This is a genomic window from Pseudomonas sp. MDT1-16 (genome assembly GCF_054898115.1).
Map to the genome: position 1 here is coordinate 1964572 of NZ_CM142717.1, position 21652 is coordinate 1986223.

The 21652-nt window shown below is 48.7% G+C and carries 15 protein-coding genes and 2 pseudogenes; 7 read left to right on the top strand and 10 right to left on the bottom strand.

The window, feature by feature from the left end; translation table 11 throughout:
• Positions 1-5: 5 nt before the first annotated feature.
• The 8 genes and pseudogenes from ACYZT3_RS08910 to ACYZT3_RS08945 form a co-directional block, all read right to left on the bottom strand.
• Entirely contained in the window at positions 6-632 is a 627-nt protein-coding gene (locus ACYZT3_RS08910; protein ID WP_282380117.1) for a response regulator transcription factor, read from the bottom strand.
• 254 nt (positions 633-886) lie between these two features.
• Positions 887-1201: pseudogene (locus tag ACYZT3_RS08915) on the bottom strand (response regulator); the annotation flags it as partial.
• 255 nt (positions 1202-1456) lie between these two features.
• The gene (locus ACYZT3_RS08920; protein WP_462031889.1) at positions 1457-3355 is read right to left on the bottom strand and encodes a hypothetical protein; all 1899 of its coding nucleotides are present in this window, start codon (positions 3353-3355) and stop codon (positions 1457-1459) included.
• Complete coding sequence (locus ACYZT3_RS08925; RefSeq protein WP_462031890.1) at positions 3352-4296, bottom strand: TniB family NTP-binding protein; 945 nt, start codon at positions 4294-4296, stop codon at positions 3352-3354. Before ACYZT3_RS08925 ends, ACYZT3_RS08920 begins: the two co-directional genes overlap by 4 nt.
• A 291-nt stretch (positions 4297-4587) precedes the next feature.
• Positions 4588-6492: a hypothetical protein gene (locus ACYZT3_RS08930; RefSeq protein ID WP_462031891.1), complete on the bottom strand. Its 1905-nt coding sequence runs from the start codon at positions 6490-6492 to the stop codon at positions 4588-4590.
• Positions 6489-7148, bottom strand: a complete 660-nt coding sequence (locus ACYZT3_RS08935) for a hypothetical protein (RefSeq protein WP_462031892.1) — start codon at positions 7146-7148, stop codon at positions 6489-6491. Before ACYZT3_RS08935 ends, ACYZT3_RS08930 begins: the two co-directional genes overlap by 4 nt.
• Positions 7149-7866: 718 nt before the next feature.
• Positions 7867-8607: a DNA-binding protein gene (locus ACYZT3_RS08940; RefSeq protein WP_462031893.1), complete on the bottom strand. Its 741-nt coding sequence runs from the start codon at positions 8605-8607 to the stop codon at positions 7867-7869.
• A 645-nt stretch (positions 8608-9252) separates the two neighbouring features.
• Positions 9253-9879 (bottom strand): HAD family hydrolase, encoded by a 627-nt coding sequence (locus tag ACYZT3_RS08945; RefSeq protein ID WP_462031894.1) that lies wholly within the window; start codon positions 9877-9879, stop codon positions 9253-9255.
• A gap of 732 nt (positions 9880-10611) precedes the next feature.
• On the opposite strand from ACYZT3_RS08945, the gene ACYZT3_RS08950 reads away from it, so the two are divergent.
• Together ACYZT3_RS08950 and ACYZT3_RS08955 are read left to right on the top strand one after the other, a co-directional pair.
• The gene (locus tag ACYZT3_RS08950) at positions 10612-11061 is read left to right on the top strand and encodes an antitoxin Xre/MbcA/ParS toxin-binding domain-containing protein (RefSeq protein WP_462031895.1); all 450 of its coding nucleotides are present in this window, start codon (positions 10612-10614) and stop codon (positions 11059-11061) included.
• A gap of 541 nt (positions 11062-11602) precedes the next feature.
• Positions 11603-11848: pseudogene (locus ACYZT3_RS08955) on the top strand (transposase); the annotation flags it as partial.
• Positions 11849-12247: 399 nt separating this feature from the next.
• Here ACYZT3_RS08955 and ACYZT3_RS08960 read toward each other — a convergent pair.
• A complete protein-coding gene (locus ACYZT3_RS08960) occupies positions 12248-12475 on the bottom strand; it encodes a hypothetical protein (protein ID WP_462031896.1) in 228 nt (75 codons plus the stop codon).
• Between the two features lie 923 nt (positions 12476-13398).
• Between ACYZT3_RS08960 and ACYZT3_RS08965 the strand changes: the two genes are divergently transcribed.
• Complete coding sequence (locus tag ACYZT3_RS08965; protein ID WP_462031897.1) at positions 13399-15405, top strand: ATP-binding domain-containing protein; 2007 nt, start codon at positions 13399-13401, stop codon at positions 15403-15405.
• 6 nt (positions 15406-15411) lie between these two features.
• Entirely contained in the window at positions 15412-16053 is a 642-nt protein-coding gene (locus ACYZT3_RS08970; RefSeq protein WP_462031898.1) for a hypothetical protein, read from the top strand.
• Positions 16054-16189: 136 nt separating this feature from the next.
• Here the strand turns inward: ACYZT3_RS08970 and ACYZT3_RS08975 are convergent, their stop codons facing one another.
• The gene (locus tag ACYZT3_RS08975; protein WP_462031899.1) at positions 16190-17035 is read right to left on the bottom strand and encodes a hypothetical protein; all 846 of its coding nucleotides are present in this window, start codon (positions 17033-17035) and stop codon (positions 16190-16192) included.
• A 15-nt stretch (positions 17036-17050) separates the two neighbouring features.
• Between ACYZT3_RS08975 and tnpB the strand changes: the two genes are divergently transcribed.
• From tnpB to tnpC, 3 genes are all read left to right on the top strand, one after another.
• Positions 17051-17410, top strand: a complete 360-nt coding sequence (gene tnpB / locus ACYZT3_RS08980; RefSeq protein ID WP_252117532.1) for an IS66 family insertion sequence element accessory protein TnpB — start codon at positions 17051-17053, stop codon at positions 17408-17410.
• Positions 17411-18171: 761 nt separating this feature from the next.
• The gene (gene ltrA / locus ACYZT3_RS08985) at positions 18172-19917 is read left to right on the top strand and encodes a group II intron reverse transcriptase/maturase (RefSeq protein WP_462030198.1); all 1746 of its coding nucleotides are present in this window, start codon (positions 18172-18174) and stop codon (positions 19915-19917) included.
• 113 nt (positions 19918-20030) lie between these two features.
• Positions 20031-21566 (top strand): IS66 family transposase, encoded by a 1536-nt coding sequence (gene tnpC / locus ACYZT3_RS08990; protein WP_462031900.1) that lies wholly within the window; start codon positions 20031-20033, stop codon positions 21564-21566.
• Positions 21567-21652: the final 86 nt, after the last annotated feature.

A 21652-nucleotide genomic window follows, 5' to 3' on the forward strand; every position in this document is an offset into this window, starting at 1 on the left:
GTCTCTCACACTAAGGCGTTACGTTTTGCCATATCGATGAGTTCAACCAAGGATTTGGCTTTGAGTTTTTGCATGAGGCGTTTTTTATAAGTGCTGACAGTCTTGTTGCTCAGAAACATACCTTTGGCAATTTCCTTGTTGGTGCGTCCCTGGGCAAAGAGTTGCAATACCATCAGTTCTCGGTCATTGACTGACTTGAACAGTTCCAGGTCGGTAAAGCGCGCGTCATCACTGCGAACAGGATTCAAGGCCTGACTTGGGAAATAGTTGTAACCTGACAATACGGCTTTTATAGCACTGACCAGTTCACTCAGGTCTTCCTGTTTGCACACATAGCCCGATGCGCCGGATTGCATGCAGCGAATACCAAAAAGTGTCGGGCACTGCGCTGTTAACACCAATGTTTTGAGACGGGTACTCATTGCGTTGAATCGGGCGAGAACTTCCAACCCGTCCAATTTGGGAATGCTGATGTCGAGAATGACCAGGTCGGGCGTGCATTCGCGAACCATCTGCATGGCATCGACCCCATTATCAGTTTCGCCGACGACTTTGTAACCTTCATGTTCAAGCAACATTCTGACGGCAAGGCGGATGACCGGGTGATCGTCGACAATAAAAACGGAGTTCATAATCAAATCCCATACGAGCTCAAATAAAGCGCGCACCTTAGCTCAGATAGTTGAGGTGACGCATGAACTGACGGACCTGTAGCGGTAATATAGGATGATTCCTACAGATGAAGAGGAATAGGACTACGTATCAACTGGATTTTTTATGAAGAAGGGCGAAGTTTGTTGAGGGGCATTCGAGGTGTTGCAAGTGTTGGGTTGCAAGTTTCGAGTTCTATTTGTGCGAAATTTTTAGTGCGTTTGGTGTGCGTTTTTTACAGTGAGGCCAAGGTCAACAAGTTCCTAAATTCTGATTGTTTCAGCGGCTTGATCAAGTAACCCAATAGTGGCAGCCCGTGTTCGTTGGCCTTTTTTTCAAGTTCGTCCAGTTCAGCGGATGTCAGGCTACTTAACAGTATTGCCTGTCTAATCATCCCCCGGTGGCTGGCGAATTCAACCAGCTCGAGCCCGGAGAGGTCGGGCAGACATTGATCGCATAAAAGAATATCAAACGGTTGCACAGCCTTGAGCATTTGTTGCAGCGCGCCATCGGCACTGTCGGTGGTGGTCAGTTGGGTGAAACCATACGTAACTGTTCAATAGATATGAGAGTCAATAGCGCGTTCTACTGGGATGCAAAACAGAGTTCAATAAACAGTATAATGAAAAATTCAATAGGTATGAGATTTTTTTTAAAATTTTCCATCTGCTGAAAGATTTGTGCCAAGGTATACGGCAGGTACCTAACATGCAATAACTAGCGTTTGCTGGGAGAACCAAAAGTGCTAGAAGGGGTTGTTTTTTATTTGATAAATGTCATCGCTGTCTTCAAGGCTATGGTTGAATCACTGTCCGTCGAATCCTTTAGATAACGGTAGCTTGAAGGCGTCTTGGTCTCTTACGATCATTATGATTTTTCTTTGGGCACGGGAAAAGAGTGGCGTGCCTGTTTTCAGCATGCCTAGGTCGATAAGCGAGTATATTGTGTTTCTTCCAACGGATAGTACTTCAGCAGCTTGGCTTACCGAGAAGTAGTGTTCAAGGTGATCTGACATTCTGATGACGTCATCGGTGTGGATGTAGTTCGTTATTCCCCATATTTGAGGAGAAATAAAGTTTGTCGAAGAAAAGCGAGTGCCTATAATTCCGTGGCTGATCTCTAAAGCGCATTTGACTTCAGCGTATGAACGGTAATATTTTCGCCATGTATCGATAAGTTTTGTTTGTCGAGAAGATAGCGTGGAGTAAGGCGGCAGCCATTTAAAATGATTGCGAAGGAGATCTTTAAGGGTTCTTATATCTAACGAAAGCTCTTTGGATTTTCTATAAAGCCATACGTCATCTGATATTCCTTTATAACTATGGCGGCGATGGGTGGCAAATAAATGCGGTGTTAGGATCTTGTTGGTTGCGTTTCTTAAGTAAATAGAAGGTATCCACTCGCTTAATGATTCTAGGATTGGAGGGATGTTGAGTTTGTGCATGAGGGTAGTAACCGTTTTGCTTGGGACTCGATAGGTTTCGGCGATCTCACCGGCCGTGATGTAATTAGTTGTGAAGTCATCGATTGACGTTTTCGGTATGAAATGGGCTCTATGATTTTTTAACGCTCCGTAAAAAACGCCTATGCTTATTAAGTTTAAGACGGCTGTCGTGGTCGTGCGCAGTCTGTCAGCGGTCTGAGATGCCGAGAGATAAAGAGCTTCGCTTGGTTTTGAATAGCTGTTGTTGATTGGCTTACTTAGTTCTTCTTGAATGATTGTGCACAGATCAGGTGAACCATAATAGATTTCGTTGGAATTTTGAATGGTGATGGTCTCGACGACTCCCTGTCGGATCATCTCTCTCGCCCGGCGGTGTTCGACATGGCAGGCGTAGCACAATTCTGAGAAGTTTAGTTTGACAGTGCTACAGCACTTGGGGGATTGACATTCTGTCTTATCTCGTTTGCACTGGAATAGAAAGTCGAGGATCTCGAAACGTAATTTCTCGTTTTTTAGATTGTGCCAAGGTGCTTCAAATGCCCTGAGTGGAAGTTTGCAATAAGTGTTAATTTCAATTGTGAGTAAAGACTCTATCAAAGGGTTGGCAAAAAAAGCCGTGGGCACATGGCAATTACTACTTGCAAAGCTGCACCTTAATATGTGATTGTCAAAATATTTGTTAAGCGATCTTATCACGTTCTGTTGACCAAAACTCGACGTCAGGGCGAATAAAAATGGCTTGGCTTTTTTGTAATTTACACGATCTTTGAAGTTGAAGCCGCAGGCGCAAGAGTAGCCGTTGATGTTATACCAGTAATTGTGCGCAGAACAGGCGGGGCATTCAGTAATAAATGGAGCGTGATGATAGGGACATTCATCAAAGAAGTTTAAATCTTGTGGGGATCTTGTGTAACCCTCGATAATGCAATAGGCGCATGGGCGAAACTCTTTCATAAGTGAGCTTGCCGGAACCTCATGACCATCAACCAAAATCGGAGCGCTACGACAAATGTGTTTTCGTGGTTGATCATAAAAGACTTGCCGAAGTTCTTCTGTTAGACCTGGCGCTTCAGTGCACATCAGCTTAAAGAATGCGCCTGATTGAAGGCGTAAATCTAACCAGCGTTTTGAACCTGTTGGTAATAATATGCTTGTCATGTGGTGCACATTCAGGAAGCCATTTTTTTTGGCCGTACGAATAAGAACGCTTGTGGGGCTTTCAAAGGGGCGCGGTCGCGGCACATACACTAAATAATTCATGAAATTTTATTAAGTATTCGAGTAAGTTCAAAGTCGCGTGTGGTAAATGGATTAATATCCGGCCTAATACGACCTTTGAAGATGATTTCATCCGCCGCCTTGGCAAAGTCTTCGCAAGTTAATGAATGGTCTCCTCGAGTTAATGCTCTTTTGAACGCGCCGTTTAAAATGAAGCGCAAGCCACGCATGTTGCCGGCGCAATAGATATAGGTGGCTAATGCAAAATACTCATCTGAGAGAAAAATGTAATCGGTGAGTTCCCCTAGTTCAATCATCGCGGAACTTAACTTCGCAAGTACGATCGTCCATTCAGACTCTATTTCAAGACTGTTTCGCTGATATGTCAGATTTTTTAGTCTTGCGCGATAAGGGTATCGCTGGGAAAGTTGTTCATTGTCGTCAACGATGTCCTCAAGCGTGGGAATTCCTGAAAGTAAACAAGCAATATGGCTTTCATTGAGCAGCGTTTTAACCCAATCACACATCGCCGCTTTAGTCTTAGCTGCTCCCTTGTCGGCGAGGGTCTGGAACTCATCGATTATCACCAGTTTGGTTTCGCAGGTATCTAACAGGGTAATAACGATATCTAGAAGTGTCCGATTGTTTTTCGAACTGTGGAAATACCCAAGCCCGCAAAGCATCTGTTCGGCAAGTTTTTTGGTGGTGGGGTCTGCTTGTATATTGCAATATAAACAAGGTATCGTTTTTATTCGGCCTTCGAAACGGTCTTCCTCCTGAGGTTTACCCAATAAGTTTTTTACTCGCTTGCATACCCTGGATTTTCCAGTTCCAGGCTCACCAAGCAACATTGCCGAGGCCGGTTCGCCCAATTCGGCCGTGGTTTCGATGCTTTCCATTATCCGTTGGATAGCCAGTTTGAACCTGGGGTGCTGAACAGTGAATCTGTTGAACTTTCCAAGCACATCGGATACCTTGTTCATATCTTTAAGCCCTCAAAGCTATTCGTCAATATTTTTCACCAGTCACACATGCTGTGTTGTACTTTTGAGTGTGTGGTTTCTATTGTTTGAAGTTCTTCTACAATGATAACTCGGTTTCCTCGCGCGTTGTAGCATCCGGAGTGAGACCAGAGGTATGGCTTGAATGGCGCGAGGTTTTATATTTCTTCGCATTGGCCGTATTTTGAATATTAGTAATTTTTATTCCTGTCTTAGTTGTGGTGGGAAGGTAGAAGAGGTGTAAATGGTTGTTTGTCGGGTGGCTTGTTAGTCCTAAGTCGGTTTTGAAATATAGAACGTTTCATACAGTTCATTGGCAGGATGGCCCTGCTCATCGACAAACATCGGCTCTTTAGGCCGATCTCCGTCCAGGATCGATGTAAGATTAGCGTTGTGGGTGGTATGGATTTTGGTTTTTTGCTTTCTGCTTTTTGCGAAAAGATCTACATCTCTCATTAGTTCTTGGCGGATTTCGTATAAAACGCGAATGGCAAGATTGGGGGAGAGTTGCGCATTGTGCTGTGTCATCCAGCGTGCTACTAAGTCATGTTCGTACAGTGTTAAGTTATTCTGGTAGGCGGGAAGTGTGGCTGTCGCACGAAATAGTTCTTCTGTACGATCGGAGAGTGCGACAAATACTTCACCCAAATTGCTGTTATTGACGTAAATCGTGGCTTTTTGCCCTGGCTTCAGACGGCGCTCCATTTCCGCAAGTCCTGGGCCGGTCCATTGCAATCCAAACAATTTTACGCGTCCTCCTGAAATGGTTCGTCTATGGACGTTACGAAGAAGTTGGTCTAGGTCCCGTTCTGAAAATTTTTCAGGTGGTAGTTGACGAGCGATCGCCCGATCCCACTTTTCATTAGGAGAGGTTTTTTGGCCGCCTTGGGGGTTGTTATGGTAAAAACCCTCTAGCCACTTGCTAAAATAGTTTTGTAGTTGTTCCAATGTTAGACACGCTTTGGCCTCCGAATCGTAATCTCCTCGTTCGACTGGGTTGGAGAATGTCGTACCTGGAAGCCCATGGATGAACTGGGTATTCATCGTTTTAAAGAAACGTTCGATGTGCGGTTTGGCGTCCGGCGTTTTGGGAGGGACATAGCGAATCTGAATGCCCAATACTTGCGCGATGTTTTTAATCGTACTGTTCGCGACCTCAATACCATTGTCGACAATCAATTCCTGCATTTTACCGCGGTGCAATTCCTCTCCGAGTTTGGCTTCGAGCGCCATTTTCATTACGCGGAGCGTTTTTTCTGCACAGGGAGGAGTGGAAGATAGTTCATATGCAATGATCTTGCTGGATTTTACTTCCAACATTGCAGACAGGTGAGCAATGCGCCCTATTGGTGACCCTTGTTTGTCAACCAATTGCACGTCGACAGGTGTGCAATCCATTTCTACTTGTTCCAGCAACCTTTCGGGTTCTGACCACATCTCTCCAAATTTATTTTTTTTTTGCGCTAAGCGGGAGCCTAGACGACAAGTGTCCGTGCGAAAACCACATAGTTTAATGATTCGGCGACGGACAGTGCTCAGTGACGGTTGATGAATGAGTTTGGCGTTATTTTCGCGTCGGTCGATGTTGTCGTGGATTATCTGTCCTTTTATTAGTCTATGTACATAAACGATTGTATTTTGCTGATCTGATAAATAGATTTCCGTGATGTAGCGGTCGATAATCGATGCGGTGTTATCGGGTGTTAATTTTCCACGAGGTACGGCGCTTTTTTGTTTAAGGAGTGAAAACGGCAACCAGTTGTTCTTCATGCAAAGCTGGGTCCACTTGCAGACGCTGGAATAACCTGGAGGAGAAGCGTCGCCATACTGCTTTGCCAGTTTTTGAATTTCGATTAAGCTAAGTTTTTTGGGAAGTGACCCTTGAAACAGGGATTTCAAACCTTGGACGTAATGATATTTTCGTCGTGCTTCAACAACACGTGGATCTTCTGAGTTGGTAAAGAAGATTGCTGTCGACTCCTGTAATGGGGCGTGTTGAAATAGTGTGATTTCTTTCCGAAAGAGCGCCCCTTTAAAATCATCGGGACTAAAATATTGCGCGCGCTTGCCATGAACGTCGCGAAGCGAAATAAGTGTTTCAGTGATGTTGATGACTTCATAGATTCGCCCGTCCAATTGATACTGCGCGCCGACGGTAATTACATTAGAGTTACTCATGATCCTGACCTCTTTGTCAACATGGCCTGGGGTGTTAATGGTGTATTTAAATTGGTTACCAGTTCACCTGTAAAAATGGCCATGGACAATGCCCGAATCGATGGAGGGTGCCGGGACGCCAAGCATTCATTAATGGTTAGGCTATCATCATGGGTCAATAAGAACTCATGTAGTTGGTTGACCTCCCAACCCGTAATTCGATGCAGTCGGTTGTACAGCAGCTTTAGGTTTTGAAGGCGAATTGGTTGATGAATACTTGTACAATCAGCTAATTTTAGATGAACGTCTTTATGGTCGTCATGAGCAATGAAGGATTCGAGGGTAAGCTTGAATTTATTAGATGTCCTATTAAAATCCGGTTTAACTTCGGTAAAGTGGTTCGGTGAGTTCAGGTGAATGACATAAAAATCCGGTGTGTATCGCATCTTTTCTTTTTTGCACGTCCACCGAAACGTATAAGGCTGGGGGTAGTAAGCTTTGACATCGCTATCCCACTCAAGCCAAATACAATAGTCGGCTTCAAGAGCGCTTTCGCACACCAATTGCGTATTATTTTTGATCGAAGGGAAATAGATCGTGTTGCGGCCATACCGGCCCCGCCCAATGTCTCGGGCGGGGGCTGAGCCCTCGGCCATCCATGCATGTTCATTCCACATGAAGGTTGCCCTCCATACACTGTCACCTACGCGGTCAGGGTGGCTAGGGTGATTGCTCGACCCTGCTGGCGATGACAAAGCGCAAGTGGCTTTGTGAATGACGTTACCCCGTTGCTCGCGGGCAGTTGAACACCTAAGCAAACGATGAATTAACCTAGTAGAAATAAGAGTACACCTATAGTACACATCGTCTACTGGCACGCGACAATCGGTATTAATTCAATTAATACAATAGGTTGTAGGTTTGTCAGTGCCTATGTTTTGAATTGTTTGTTAACATCGTACATACCTTTTTGTGAGCTCGAACCTTTCAGTTCGGGCAAGCTTCACAGTGAAGTGTCGACACTTTGGAGGTGGGTGATGGCACAGATTTGACGGGCATTCTGACGGTGTGGGCCAACAACGGACACAAGATTTCGTGGGCCCGGCTTCATGGGCTTTCGACTACGCGGGCGTGACCGGGCAGCTGTGTGGACTTTTTGCCATGCCCGCGCGGATCGATACCGCCCAAGAGTGAGACTATGAGGGGCGCGGGGGGGGGGCGCGAGACTTTCTGAGAAGTGAATTATTCCACTTTGTTTGTTCCTACGCAGTTAGTTTCCGTGCGTTGTTGCCAGATCAACCAATTGCAGGTCAATGATTTTAATGTTGCCCTCCGAATTCTGCATGTAAACTGATTAAGTTGCTCGAAACGGTGATTCCGTGCATGGAGTACTTGTTATTGTTCATGATTTAAACATTGGTCGGCGCTGAGTTTCTCCAGCAGTCGGGCATTCTCACGATGAAGTTCGACCAATTCTTGTTGCGTGCTCATGAGTATGTCGGAGTTGCGTCGTAACTCTTCAGCTAGTTGTGCAACTTGTCGTTCCTGCTGCTGCAGGGTGGCTTCGTGCATCTCCTGGAGGGTCTGGCGAAACTGTTCAAGGGTTTCACTGGCATGCTTATTTTCATTGTTAAGTATTGCTATATGCGTATTTTGATCCTGCAACCGTTTGGTTAATTCCTGGATAGTTTGTTGCGCCAGTGATAACTCCATTATTTGTTGTTCCATTCGAGCCGCTTCTTCTTGTCGCTGTTGTTGCTCGTTGATCAGTTGCGTCTCTAGTTTATCAATAGTGCGCTGCTGCACTTCCACGGTTTTCTGCGCACTCTGCACCTGTGATTGGAGCTGCGTTTTCTCCAGGAAAAATTGAGCTTGTGCCTCATTCAGCTGCTCATCGGCCTCGACTTGCAGTTGTTCACTCAAGCCCTGGATCAGCCGCGCTACCGGTTCTGTGAGGCGCTCGAGCGTGTCCCTGGGTTTTTCTTCGAGTTCTTTGAGGTAGTGGGAGATCGTGGTTTTGGATCCGGTATTGCCCAACGCAATGCGCACGGCATCGATGGTCGGGCGCTTGCCCTGGGCCAGCAGTGCCGTTTTCGCTTGCTGCACCAATTGCTTATTGATGCCTTCGCGAGCCATTTCCCCTCCGACGATTTCGTCCTGTATTACGTTGCATGTAATTACACCGTACAAAACCAGTAATCGAACGCTTGTTTATCAGGATTCATCACACGGGGTAATTCAATGTTACCCTAGGTGATTACCGTTCATCGGTTGTCGCGACTTTTTTAACGTGGTGTTACAGGGTAAGGACCGACTCTCCAATCGATAACGACTCGGTGCCCTTAGGGACTTGAACGCCGCTCTCGCTTTTGCTGCCAATAATGGAAGCTAACTTCGAAAAAGTATAACGTTTACTCGGTATAATAATACGATATCGTAGTTCAAAACGCCGCTGTATATCCTTTATCTTGCTTACAGGGGGGGTAATCAGGTGTGTCTATGATGACCGGTCGGGAATATCGTCAGCTCTACGCCCCAGCAACCGAGAATTGAGCAAGGAGAAACTGCAGTTATGACTATCGTTGCACCTCGCCAATCAGCGTGGGCCCTGATGAGTGGCACTTCCGGCAGGGGGCTTGCAACAAAAGATTGACCTGGCGCCGCATCGGCTGCACTGCCATGAGGTTTGCGGTAGTTTTATTGCCCTGTATCGATTGGCCCCTCACACAACCAGCGACCAGTATCCATAGGGTTTGTTCTGCTTCCGGAAGCATTTTTTAGCTATCGCAGGGTTATTCGTTGTCGGTGTAAAACATTTTCTGCAAATGGACGCAACGTTTGATCACCGTAGCTGCCTGTCCTATCGAGAAAGTAGCCATGGAAGCCGTAGTTGTTGGGAGCATCGCAATCGCATCGTTTGGAATCACCAATCATCCAGGTGTCGCCAGGGGGTATGGATAGCATGGTTGTCGCGTGCCGATATATTTCGAACGACGGCTTGGTCGCCCCGATGGCAAAACTGTAGAAATAGCCATCAAGACTTGGATACAGTCTTTCAATGGCGGCTGCGTAGGGCTTAGCGAGGTTGGAGCAGACCGCCACTCTCACCCCCGCAGACTGAAGCGCCTCAACCACTTCAAGGCCGTCAGGGTAGGCCTGGATGTTGGCCAGTTCTTCTATCAAGTCGGCCTCTAATCGACGCATCTTGTCCGGGTCAACATGGATGCCAAAAAAGACTGCGGCTTTTCTGAGGTCCATTGGCATTGACAGGAGGTGTTCCGCGTCACTCGGTTTCGGCCGTCGACCTTGATCCCTTCCAAGCTTGAGAATGGCCCGATAGGGGTGGGTGCCCTCACTGATTTTTACCAAAGTACCGAATGCGTCAAAAATAGCCGCTTGAACCGTCATAGAGAGACACTCAGTTTCAGGCATTAGGCTCGCGTTACTGACATCAAACTGCAGGCCGCCACTTATCGGGAAAGAACGGCAGCTAAACACAGCGACCGTTGTGACGTTGACCCCGTAATCCATTTTCTTGCGTCAAACCATGCATCTCCGCTGCGCGGAGGTCCTCTGCGTTTAAGCACCGGGTCAGCGTGAATTAGGCACGCAACGGCTGGAGGACATCTCATTGCGTTGGCTACTGAGGCTAAATACTATAACCGGATCTGCCGGTGCCATTTCTCAAATACTCATACACAGATCAGCGCGGCTCAAGAGGATTTTGGCCTGTCGCAAATCTACAGGGCAGGTGAAGCACTCCAACAGCGCGACTGCTTTTCGAATGTGGCTGGGCTAGGTGCTGATCGACCGACACTTTATCCGCTGACGCTGACCTTTTTTGCGGGCGGCGATGCCGCTGCTTGAGAAATGTTCAAGGCTCTTTGTCTCGTATTTACCGTCGTTGCATCTGTCTGAACGCAACGGGGCTAGACAATTGAGAAACGCTGGTGCGGAAGTCTGCCGGGTTCATGGAAACTCATTGTGCTAAGGGCCGGGCCTGTGCAGTCATTTTTTCAGTGTGCAGCTCCGTGGTTTTATCATTTGTACAACCTAAAATTATTTACAGACAAACCCACCTTCACATGACGCGAAGGTTGCCGGATGCTTATGGAAAATACACATCTACGAAGGTGACCTATGTTCGCTCAAGCTATGCGTGAAATTGCCTACTGTGACTATCGGGTACGGTTAGAAGCGCTTCTCCATATCCCCACAGGCGCCTCGGATCAGGATATCCACAGGATGATCGAAGCAGGATTCTCGGCAAACAGTGTCAAGGCTCTTTGCGATCGTGGAACATTGAGCGCCCTAGAGCGCGACCAGATTATTCCCCCCAAAACCCTCCAAACAAGATTGGCGCGCGGTCAGTTACTGACGGCCGACGAAAGTGATCGTCTGTACCGGGTGGTACACATCACGGCCATGGCTGAGGCTCTCATTGCGGATCATGAAAAGGCGAAGCGTTGGCTCTCCGAATCGAAGGACCGCTTTTCGGGCAAAAGCCCCAGAGAGATGCTCTCCACCGTCGAAGGTGCGCGCCGGGTTGAGGAGATGTTGATCCAGATCGCAGAAGGGTTTGCATTTTGACTGGCCGTTCAGTTCTAACGCCGATATGCAGCCACGCACTGTCTCATTTGGCTCATACTTACGGCCGGCATGCCATTAGCGTCGCCTATTAATGTCAGTGGAGCTCTGTCACGCACGGCTTTGCTTTTGGTTGTGGATTCAACCGGTCTATGCAACAGAACGGATAAGTCGCTCAACACATTTCCTCCCTTGCGCAGACTTCAAAACCGTTCAGCCGTTTAGGTCATGGCGCCCTATGTCAATTGCGGAAACAGGCTTACGATCGGTCTGTGATTTTGGCAAGCAACCTCAGCGCGGGTCATCATATGAGTGAAGACAACAAGCTTTCGGAAGACTCCTGTGTCGAAGAGATATTGGAGGTTAAACGACAAGCCAGAATCAGGCTTATAGATGCGGTATACGCGGCAGATCGAGAGAGCCTTGAACTAGCGGCCGAATTCGTCAAAGCTGCATTACGTGGGAAATCTTCGATTCCAAGACCAAAAAGGTTCAGCAGTCTAGGCCGCGAGGACTGAAGAATGCATGACTCGGCGCGGTAGTCATACGTTGCTCACCTCGGCACCGGCCCGATTCCCACGCTCGAGACCAATGGCATGTTATCCATGCGAGACGCTGGTTCTGCCGGTTGAGCCTTGAAGATGAAGTACTCGGTCACTCGACGTTTTCCAAAAAACGACACGGGCGTTTTCGGGACAGTGATGTGTTTCGTTGGTTGTTCAATGAAGTGCTACGTCGCTGCATGGACGCCGGCCTGGTCAAGCCGGAACTCCTTATTGGCGATGCCGCTTAGCGCCCAACGTAGCCACAGATCAGCTTGATCTGCTCCTTCAAGTTATCCGACCGGCTTTGAGCTCCGCCTCGAGCCTGGGTTGATTCGCCTTCATTGCTTTGGTGTAGGCCCCGATCTGAGTCACCGCCTGGTTCGAGGTCGGTTTGCGGAAATTGTGGGCCTGCTGGCCGAGCCGAAGTATCGGATTCGGGAAGTCGCTATCGTGGCGAACACGTGACATGGCTTCCGACAATTTGTCGTAAACCACGTCTAACGCCTCAGTCTAATCCGACAACATCAGGCAGGAACGCCGATTGAAGGCACAGTCGGCAGCGATCGCTGTGATCGTGTGGCTTTTTCCGGTCCCCGGCGGGCCGGAGACGACAACGATCTTGCCCTCCAGCTGTCGTACGGCAATCAGTACCTTGCGCTGCGCCGCGGCGCCTCGTTGAGCGGGAGCGGGAGCGGCGAGTCGGAGACCATGCGGTCTACCATCGGAAGCGCATCCCAAGCAGTCTCTACAGCCGCAGCAATGGACTTTGGGTTCTCGCGCAGTTTGCCGCCAACGATGCCCTCGAACAGTTCAACCACGGCCGAACCGCCATGTTTAAGTGCTTCGAGTATCTCATCGTAGTCGTTGAGCAAGCCTCGTCCGAACGTTCATAGGCGGCCTGGGATAGGGGGCTGGACAACCCGACCTCAATTGTCGAGGCGTCGGCAGAAGAGGAGAAGAGGCTGATCTTGCCGCCGAGGTCCATCGCATTGGCAACGCGCTGGAACAGTACACGGGCCTCTTCGTATAAGGACTGCTCCGGTTTGATGTAATGGATTCGCTCGGGGATCGGAGAGACCCACGCGCGTTCTAGCCCAGCGGCCAGCTCTTGCAGAACAGAGTCGATCGCCTTGCGGTTGGTATAAAGCTGGTTAATCAGTTTTAGCGTGTATCCAGCTCCCTTTTCCTGCCTGTGTACTTCGATGGTAATGAAGAAGAGCGGGTGTGAAAACGCATACACCGTTTTGAAGCCTGCATTGCAACGTAAAATCTGCCGGTGTTTTGGTTAGTCAGCAGACTTGAAATTTACGTAGGAACGCGATCGATCCATTGACGTATTAAATCCTTAGCCTATCTGGTAAATTCTGAAGGTCCTCAGATTCACCTTTTGGATTTCGCATTTAAGGTCATGAAGGGCAGCTATCGACCAATTGCTGCCTGTCGGCAAGGGATGCATGACGGTGAGGAAATGCAGAAACTGCCAAAGCAGAGACGTCTTACGGCCTATCACCTTCAAAGATGCCGCAGGGTGGGCATCAATCGTTTAAAGTCTGACTAGGGCTAGAAAAGGGAACGCTAAGATTTGATTTGCTCGCCAGGTCGGAGCATTGGGTACGGGCACCTTCACATCAATCGCAGACAGACCGAGGCAACAGCTACCAGACTTATCTCTCTGTGGCTTGGCGGATCCTTGCTGTGGTTCGTCAGTTGGGCCATCATCAGGTCATACCGAGCTGGGCATTTTTGGTTGTAAATATAGATGGTCGCCCCAGCTCCTTTCTAAGCAGAGAACAATATGAGCAGTTATATCTTTAGTAGCATTGAAACAGGTCCGGAAATCGAAGGCTTTTTGCATCAGCTTGCTGATTGGTGTGCCCAAAATTATATTCAATGTTATGTTATTGACAAGCCGCTCATTGAAGTTAAGGGTAGCTATGACTCGGACAGATGCTTTGCTATTTTGATTCCGAAGCGAAAAATTGTATTCGTTAGTTATAACGAAAGTAAAGATACACTATCTGACTATGCAGATGATTTCGTGGAGGATATAGGTTACATCTCGACAAAATTCAACTACAAAGACAAGATAGGTAGACCTAAGCGATGGCAAGACGCTCTAACTTCCCAACAGCTAGATGCTGACAAATTCACAATCGCACAGTATCTTGAAGTTTCGATGCTGAGTAATCCAGAAGATCAGAGACTATCAGAGCTGCTCGTATCGCTAGCCACCGGAAGTATTAACGATATTGAGCGTGTTGGGATCGATGTTCCGGAAAATGATTTAGATCGAATCAAGCGTAATATTCTGCTTTTCGATGGAGATCAGACTCGTTTTGTTTACCAAGACTTGAAGCAGAAAGAGGTCAGGATACAAGGCCTTTCTGGCACGGGTAAAACTGAGCTACTACTTCATAAACTAAAAGAGTTGTACGTTTCTGACGACAGTTCGAAAATTGCAATGACTTGTCATAATAAAATTTTAGCGGCCAACCTCCGAGCGAGAATTCCGAAATTCTTTAACTTTATGAAGGTTGAACAGCAGATTGAGTGGAATCAGAGACTACTCTGCGTCCATGCGTGGGGGTCGACAGGTCAACCTTACTCTGGTGCCTACGCTGCAATTTGTAGTGCGTACGATATTCCATGCCACCCTTGGTCTCGATCTACGGATTTTGATAGAGCGTGTACTCTCTCTTTAGAGTCTTTGAAAGCCAAAGGCGGATCAGGTGGTGTCCATGTATTTGACTACATGCTCATAGATGAAAGCCAAGACTTCCCTGAAAGTTTTTTTGAATTGTGTGAAATCGCCACCAAAAATTCTCTGTTTATTGCTGGCGATATTTTTCAAAGTATCTTCGACGAAAGAAAAGACGCAGGTGCAAAAGCGGAATTCACGCTTAGCAAATGCTACAGAACAGCGCCAACAACGCTAATGTTTGCGCAGGCATTGGCAATGGGCTACTTCGAAGATAGAAAGCTAAACTGGCTGGATCACGACGACTTAGATGCTTGCGGATATCAAACTTCGACTGATCCGCTTACAAATGAGTTGATATTAAAGCGCGAGCCCATCAGCAGGTTCGAGGATATATCTCAGGAAAGTAGAAGCGTAGAACTAATCCGGTTGAATGGAGAGTATCGCCAGCAAAGCTGCCTGCAGATAATTGAGTGTATCAGGGAAATAAAGAGTCAATATTCAAACGTCACTGCGAATGATGTTGGAATTATTATGGTTGACAGAGGTAAGTCGATATATGAGATGTCTGATGTGCTCGCTCAACTTATACCAAGGGAGATCGGCTGGCCCGTAAACAAGGCCTATGAGTCAGGTAGTCCTAGTAAGGATGGAGAGCTATTTCTTAGTAACACTAACCATGTTAAAGGCTTAGAATTCCCGTTTGTGATCTGCGTTACCTCTCATCTTTCGGAGTCGTTCAATCACCGAAATGCGCTTTACATGGCAATAACCAGATCTTTCCTAAAAACGTATTTTTTAATTCCAAATGGAGTAATGAATCAAACTCTCGACAAGGTGCAAGCCGGTCTTGAAAAAATAGCGAAAGATGGCGTTCTAAGAGTGACGCCTCCGCCGCTGAGAGAGCAAGAGCAAATAAGGGCATCAGTTAAATGGCACGGCAGACTGAAATCTTTCGATGATCTTGTATTAGACATTCTCCTAGAACTCGGAGTGTCAGAATCTCGACAACCTCGTTATCTTATTGCGATGAAGTCGTTACTCGACGCAGATGCATCAAAAGCCGAAATCCAAAAGCTTGCTCAAAAGATAACGTCGGAATAATCTTAAATGACGGTTAATATTTTTAAGGTTGACAAATATCAAGCGGAAACTTTTACAAAAGCCATTCGCAGCAGATTTGATGTTCTCCGTATATGGATGGATGCGGTTAAGTTAATCATTAATTATACTCCACCTTCAGAGGAATTCACTGCGGCAGAGATTCATGTTCATAACTCGAGAATGAGCAGGCTTTTTTACTTGAGTGGCGCAAAGACATTTTCGATCGCTTTTCCATTCAGAATTGATACTGAAGAAAATTTATTCACTGTCAGAACTCCAGCCGGTATCGATGTTGACAGTAAGCTTTCGTCCGAAATTGTACTAATGGCAACGCTCCTCAAAAACAACGGGTTGGTGAATGAGTGGGCGTTGGCCGAACACTTTGAAGATCAAGGCGGAGCATCAGCTGAGTTTTGGCCAGTGTTGTCCGGGCTACTTGATGCAGAAGACGGGTATTTACGCTTCGACCATGATCCGGGTAGAAGGGACGACCACAAACACCCCCTGGACCATGCTGACCTTTTTTACACAAATGGCGCTAGTTTTAAAGTCGGCTTGCACAAAAAACTTGCCCTTGAAGAGATCATTGACATTCTCAACCGGGAAACTGACTGTCACTACCTCAATCGTGTTGTTGTACGGAAATAGGCGCTTCGCAAACGGCCAGAAGCGGACGTTAGAGCAGGGAAAATTAATCTGCCCCATTTCGTCTCTACGCGCATGATGCGCGGCTGGCTTGGCAGATCGTGGTGTGGGCGAAAGAGGCTTCGGCACCTTTCTTTGATTAAATCTGCTCTTTGAGATATTGAGACATTTCCTCGAAACCACTCACCACGGTGCAATCCAGAAACTTGTCCAACCCAATTCGTTTGTCGGACAAGAGGGTTGCAAATTTCCTGTCTGTAAAAAGCGCATGGGCAACGGGGAGGGCGGATGCCGCTACCATGAAATCGTTTGGATCTCCATTCTTATAACGGCGGTTTGGGTCAAATCGCATCAAGCCATACAGCGAGCTAAGAATGCGCAATGTCGGCAGTGCTTGCGAAGCAGGTTCATGCTTCCAGAGGTTTATCGCGTTCAGTGCATCCAAAGTGATTTGCTGATGATTGAGGGTTTTGTCTTCATTGATGAACCAAGCTTCGATGCCCCCTTTAAGTTCAAGGAAGATGCCCGTGTTGAGATTCGCTACTTCGGATTGATGTTGAACCTTGCCATCATTTAGGTCGGCAATGCCGCGTGAGTTATCCCATTTTCCACCTGGTGCGTTGCTGGCAATTTCCAATTGGATGGAAAACGGAAGCTCATATTGAGCATCAAAAAAAGCCTTATTGAATGTGATCTGATCTACATGTTCTTTGACGAAAGCCGGTAGCGAGATAGTCGGTATTCCCATCATCTCGATAGGGCTGCACAGGAAACCTTCCAGCCCTTCTACTTCACCTAGCTTGTTCGTTCGAAGCATTTCTAACTCAGAGCCCACACGGTCATGGTAGGACGTGATGCAAAGCCCCTGGGAAAGCTCGTCAACCAGTATCTTTAGCATCCCTTGAGTGACTGGATCGTAAGGGATCCATGAACCCCACATTCCAAGCGGATAGCTGACGGCTGATGCTGTGCTCCCGATTTCCATGAGGAGCCCATCACCATGATGCGTCCCAATGCCAGCGTTGAAAAAGTGTACCTCTATCCAAAGCCGGTAGACTTTCGAAAGTCCATCGATGGCCTGGCTGCGCTGGTCGAACTGGATATCAAGGTCGCGGTGTTTGACCCCGTGCTCTTTGTTTTCCTGAATCGCCACCGTAACCGCGTCAAAGTGTTGTACTGGGAGCGCAACGGCTTCTGCCTTTGGCTCAAGCGCCTGGAGTCCGAGCGTTTTAAAATTTCACCTGATGAGGTGGACGAGGCTATCGTGCTGACCGTTCAGGAACTGAACTGGCTACTGGATGGATTTGATCTCTGGCGCAACCGTCCTCACAAGGTTTTAACGCCAAGATTCGTCGCTTGACGGGTATAATCCGGGCATGGTGCGACACGAGATCGCGTGTTCAACTGTTTAACTTCAATAGGTTAGCAGTCAAACACGTGTCGTAAGCTCTGGATCTCATTGCTCAACTCCGCTTTCTGGAGTAACGAGCCTGACGTGTATCCGTCAGTTCACTAGATCGGCATGCGTCAGGAGCCAATCTTGGGGTGTGAAGCCCGATCAACAATGTCCCTCCCGCAAGAGAGTGCAACCCGGTAACGGGATGCGCAGCACAACCGAATTGCACGGTAGTACGGGGACTAGTGACCCAACCCGCATGGCTAACATATGTGAATCGTCGACAGAACCCTCGTAAGGATTGACGGGCCTACGGCAATTATCGGCCCCAGCCAAAAAAAAGGCATTGCAGCCAGCCATTCCTGTCATGTAATGGGATGCGGTACTAGAAGCGCTGCCGGGGGATAGACGAAGCCTAAACGGGGAATTGATGCGATTCAGGGAACGTGGCAATCCCGACCACTCGCCTTACCATCCACATCGGCAAGGCAGACTTTCCGCAAGGGACGTTGATGAGTGTGGGGAATAGGAGGATGCAAAAAGCAAAGGGCCGTCTGTAACGGATGGCATACCGGTTTCAACATTACCGGCAGGGGCAACCCTGGCTGACGTGCATCTGGTTTACGAGCGCAAATACAACTGTTGATTCCGTCGAACTATGAAGTTAGCACGGGTACACGCTAAGAGATCCTGTGCAAACAGTTTCTAACTTCGAGCAGGACTGTATGAATACGCAACCACCGACTTCGGTTACGTCTGCGTCCTTGGATGGGGCCATGAATTGGTACGGTCTCGATTGGGCCAGAATTCAAACCTCCGTTCGGAAAACACAGTTGAAAATTGCGCAGGCAACAAGGAAGGCCGACTGGCGAAAGGTGAAGCGCCTGCAACGCATGCTAACTCACTCGTTTCATGGGCGATGCTTAGCTGTGCGGCGAGTCACGGAGAACCGGGGTCGCAGGACGCCGGGGGTCGATGGCGAAACGTGGGAGACGCCCCAAGCCAAACTTCGAGGGGTGATGTGTCTATCGATCAAGCGGGGTTACTGTTCTAAACCGTTGAGGCGGGTATGGATACCGAAACCTGGCAAACAGGAGAAACGCCCACTCGGAATTCCCACGATGTTGGACCGGGCCATGCAAGCGCTTCATCTGCTGGCAATTGAACCTGTTGTAGAGAGCCAGAGCGACCCCCGAAGCTACGGCTTCCGACCGGATCGCTCCACGGCCGACGCAATGGTAGAGCTGTTTCATTTGCTGGCCCCCCAAGTAGCCCCTGTCTGGATTCTGGAAGGGGACATCAAAGGTTTTTTCGATAACATCAGCCATGATTGGCTTTGTCAAAATATCCCAATGGATAAGACGATACTGCGCAAATGGCTGAAAACCGGGGTTGTTGACCGGGGGCAATTTGTTGCTACGGAGGCAGGCACGCCACAGGGCGGTATCATCTCTCCCTGTCTGGCAAACGCCACCTTGAATGGTTTGGAGCTTTTGCTGAAAGATCACTTGAAAAAGCGCTTTGGCACCATAGAAGCGAAGAAAACCAAGGTTCAGGTTGTGCGCTATGCAGATGACTTTGTGGTTTTGGCAAACTCGAAAGAGTTGCTTGAAAACGAAATCAAGCCTTGGATAGAGCAATTCCTGTCTGTACGCGGGGTTGCATTATCGCAAGAAAAAACGCGCATCGCACACATCCATCAAGGCTTTGATTTTCTTGGGTGGAATTTTAGGAAGTACGTCCCGAAGTCGCCGCACAGAAAGGCAAAGCTGTTTATCAAGCCTGCGAAGAAGAATGTTTCAACGTTCTATCGGAAAGTGCGAGATATTATAAAAAACAGCGGAACCCTTACTCAGGGTGCACTGATGGGGCGACTGAACCCAGTGCTGCGAGGGTGGGCGCAATATCACTCCCCGGTTGTGGCGAAAGCCACCTTTAACAAGCTGGACAACCTTATCTTCTGGCGGATCTTGAGGTGGGCAAAGCGTCGGCATCCGAGGAAGTCTGTTGGTTGGCTTAAACGGCGATATTACTGTTCCAGAATTCACCGGGCATTTGTATACCCAGTAAAGGGGATCGACGGGACAGTGAAGTTTCGCCAGCTATACATGCTGGCGGATACCGTAATCGTTCGTCACAAGCGCTTGCCGGGTGCGTATCAGCCGTACGATGCAGAACAGGAGTTTAAGTGGGAGGCGTTAAGGGTTCAACGGATGCTACATAAGCTCCGGTATCGGCGGCAGATACTGAGTCTTTTCAGGCGGCAACAGGGTAAATGTGCTTTATGCGGGCATGCCATCAGCAAGGATACCGGCTGGCACGATCACCACATTGTCAGGCGGGTGGATGGCGGCCCGGATAAACTAAATAACCGTGTACTGCTCCATCCCGACTGCCACTTACAGTGCCACAAGCAGGGATTCAAGGAGCCACTTAAGCATAGCGGTTTGCAAAAACCACCTTCCGCGTGACCGGCCAGTAATAGACTGGCTTTCGTAAGCTTGAGCCGTATGCGGGGAAACTCGCACGTACGGTTCTAAGGGGGCCCCGGATCAGTAATGATCTGGGGCTACCCGACACTTTGATGCCCGAAGACCTCCCTGATGACCCTATTCTGCTCAAGCAAATGTTGCTTGAGGCACTCAGCCGTCAGCAGGCAACGGCTGAGGCATACCAGACTCATATCGTCGATCTAAAAGAACAGATCAAGTTGCTGCGCGACCGTTTATTCGGACGTAAATCCGAGCAGACCGTTGAACCCAACACGCCTCAACTCGCGTTATTCAACGAGCCCGAAAGCGAGCCGATGCCTTCAATCGGCGACGCTGACGAAGAAGTGGTTGCTCCGACGCCACGTCGTGGCAAACGCAAGCCACTGTCGGCTGATCTGCCGCGCATCGAAGTCATCCACGAACTGCCAGAACATGAACTGACCTGTGCCTGCGGTTGCCGCAAGCATGTGATCAGTGAAGAAACCAGCGAACAGCTGGACATCGTGCCGATGCAGATCCGAGTGATCAAACACATCCGCAAAGTCTACGGCTGCCGTGGTTGTGAAACGGCTCCGGTCACTGCTGATAAACCTGCTCAGTTGATCGAAAAGAGCATGGCCAGTCCGAGCGTACTGGCGATGCTGCTGACCACCAAGTATGTCGATGGCTTACCGCTGCATCGTTTCGAAACGGTGCTGAGCCGACACGGTATCGATATCCCGCGTCAGACTCTCGCTCGCTGGGTTATCCAGTGCGGAGAGCACTTACAACCGTTGCTGAATTTAATGCGCGACCGATTGCTGGAAAGCCCGGTCATCCACTGTGATGAAACCCGCGTCCAGGTACTTAAGGAACCGGATCGAGACCCTACCAGCCAATCCTGGATGTGGGTGCAGGCCAGCGGGCCGCCAGACCGAAAAGTCGTGCTGTTCGACTACACGTCCAGCCGTGCGCAGGACGTGCCGTTGCGCCTGCTGGAAAGTTATCGCGGCTACGTGATGACTGATGATTACGCGGGTTACAACGCATTGGCGTTGCAACCGGGTGTGGAGCGGCTGGCGTGCATGGCCCATGCACGGCGCAAATTCGTCGATGCGCAAAAAGTGCAGCCCAAGGGCAAGACGGGACGTGCCGATATCGCGCTGACGATGATCAACAAGCTGTACGGCATCGAGCGTGAACTCAAGGATGCCAGTGATGAGCAGCGTTTTATTGGCCGTCAGGAAAAGAGCCTGCCGATCCTGGCTCAGTTGAAAAGCTGGCTGGATAAAACGCAGTCGCAGGTGACGCCGCAAAGTGCGCTTGGCAAGGCCGTTAATTATCTGGCCAGCAACTGGAGCCGTCTGGAGCGTTACGTGGAGGCCGGATTTTTACCGATCGACAACAATCCGGCGGAGCGTGCAATAAAACCGTTTGTGATCGGGCGCAAGGCATGGCTGTTCAGCGACACGCCCAAAGGCGCCACCGCCAGTGCGCAGATCTACAGCTTGGTCGAGACCGCCAAGGTCAACGGCCAGGAGCCCTATACGTGGCTGCGCCACGTACTGGAGCGGCTGCCGCATGCGGAGTCGGTGGCCGATTACGAAGCGCTACTGCCATGGAACTGCTCGCCAGAGATGCCACGGTAAACGAGGCGGTTGTCTTACGGTAGGTGTGGTTCATGGATCGGATACGATCTATTGGCGCAGACGGTAAAAATAGCATAAAGCCATCT

Coding starts and splice junctions, on each gene's coding strand:
- tnpC (WP_462031900.1), top strand. CDS start 20,031: ATGCCCGAAGACCTCCCTGATGACCCTATTCTGCTCAAGCAAATGTTG.
- ACYZT3_RS08940 (WP_462031893.1), bottom strand. CDS start 8,607: ATGGCTCGCGAAGGCATCAATAAGCAATTGGTGCAGCAAGCGAAAACG.
- tnpB (WP_252117532.1), top strand. CDS start 17,051: ATGATGCGTCCCAATGCCAGCGTTGAAAAAGTGTACCTCTATCCAAAG.
- ACYZT3_RS08965 (WP_462031897.1), top strand. CDS start 13,399: ATGAGCAGTTATATCTTTAGTAGCATTGAAACAGGTCCGGAAATCGAA.
- ltrA (WP_462030198.1), top strand. CDS start 18,172: ATGAATACGCAACCACCGACTTCGGTTACGTCTGCGTCCTTGGATGGG.
- ACYZT3_RS08975 (WP_462031899.1), bottom strand. CDS start 17,035: ATGGAAATCGGGAGCACAGCATCAGCCGTCAGCTATCCGCTTGGAATG.
- ACYZT3_RS08910 (WP_282380117.1), bottom strand. CDS start 632: ATGAACTCCGTTTTTATTGTCGACGATCACCCGGTCATCCGCCTTGCC.
- ACYZT3_RS08930 (WP_462031891.1), bottom strand. CDS start 6,492: ATGAGTAACTCTAATGTAATTACCGTCGGCGCGCAGTATCAATTGGAC.
- ACYZT3_RS08945 (WP_462031894.1), bottom strand. CDS start 9,879: ATGACGGTTCAAGCGGCTATTTTTGACGCATTCGGTACTTTGGTAAAA.
- ACYZT3_RS08925 (WP_462031890.1), bottom strand. CDS start 4,296: ATGAACAAGGTATCCGATGTGCTTGGAAAGTTCAACAGATTCACTGTT.
- ACYZT3_RS08935 (WP_462031892.1), bottom strand. CDS start 7,148: ATGTGGAATGAACATGCATGGATGGCCGAGGGCTCAGCCCCCGCCCGA.
- ACYZT3_RS08970 (WP_462031898.1), top strand. CDS start 15,412: ATGACGGTTAATATTTTTAAGGTTGACAAATATCAAGCGGAAACTTTT.
- ACYZT3_RS08950 (WP_462031895.1), top strand. CDS start 10,612: ATGTTCGCTCAAGCTATGCGTGAAATTGCCTACTGTGACTATCGGGTA.
- ACYZT3_RS08920 (WP_462031889.1), bottom strand. CDS start 3,355: ATGAATTATTTAGTGTATGTGCCGCGACCGCGCCCCTTTGAAAGCCCC.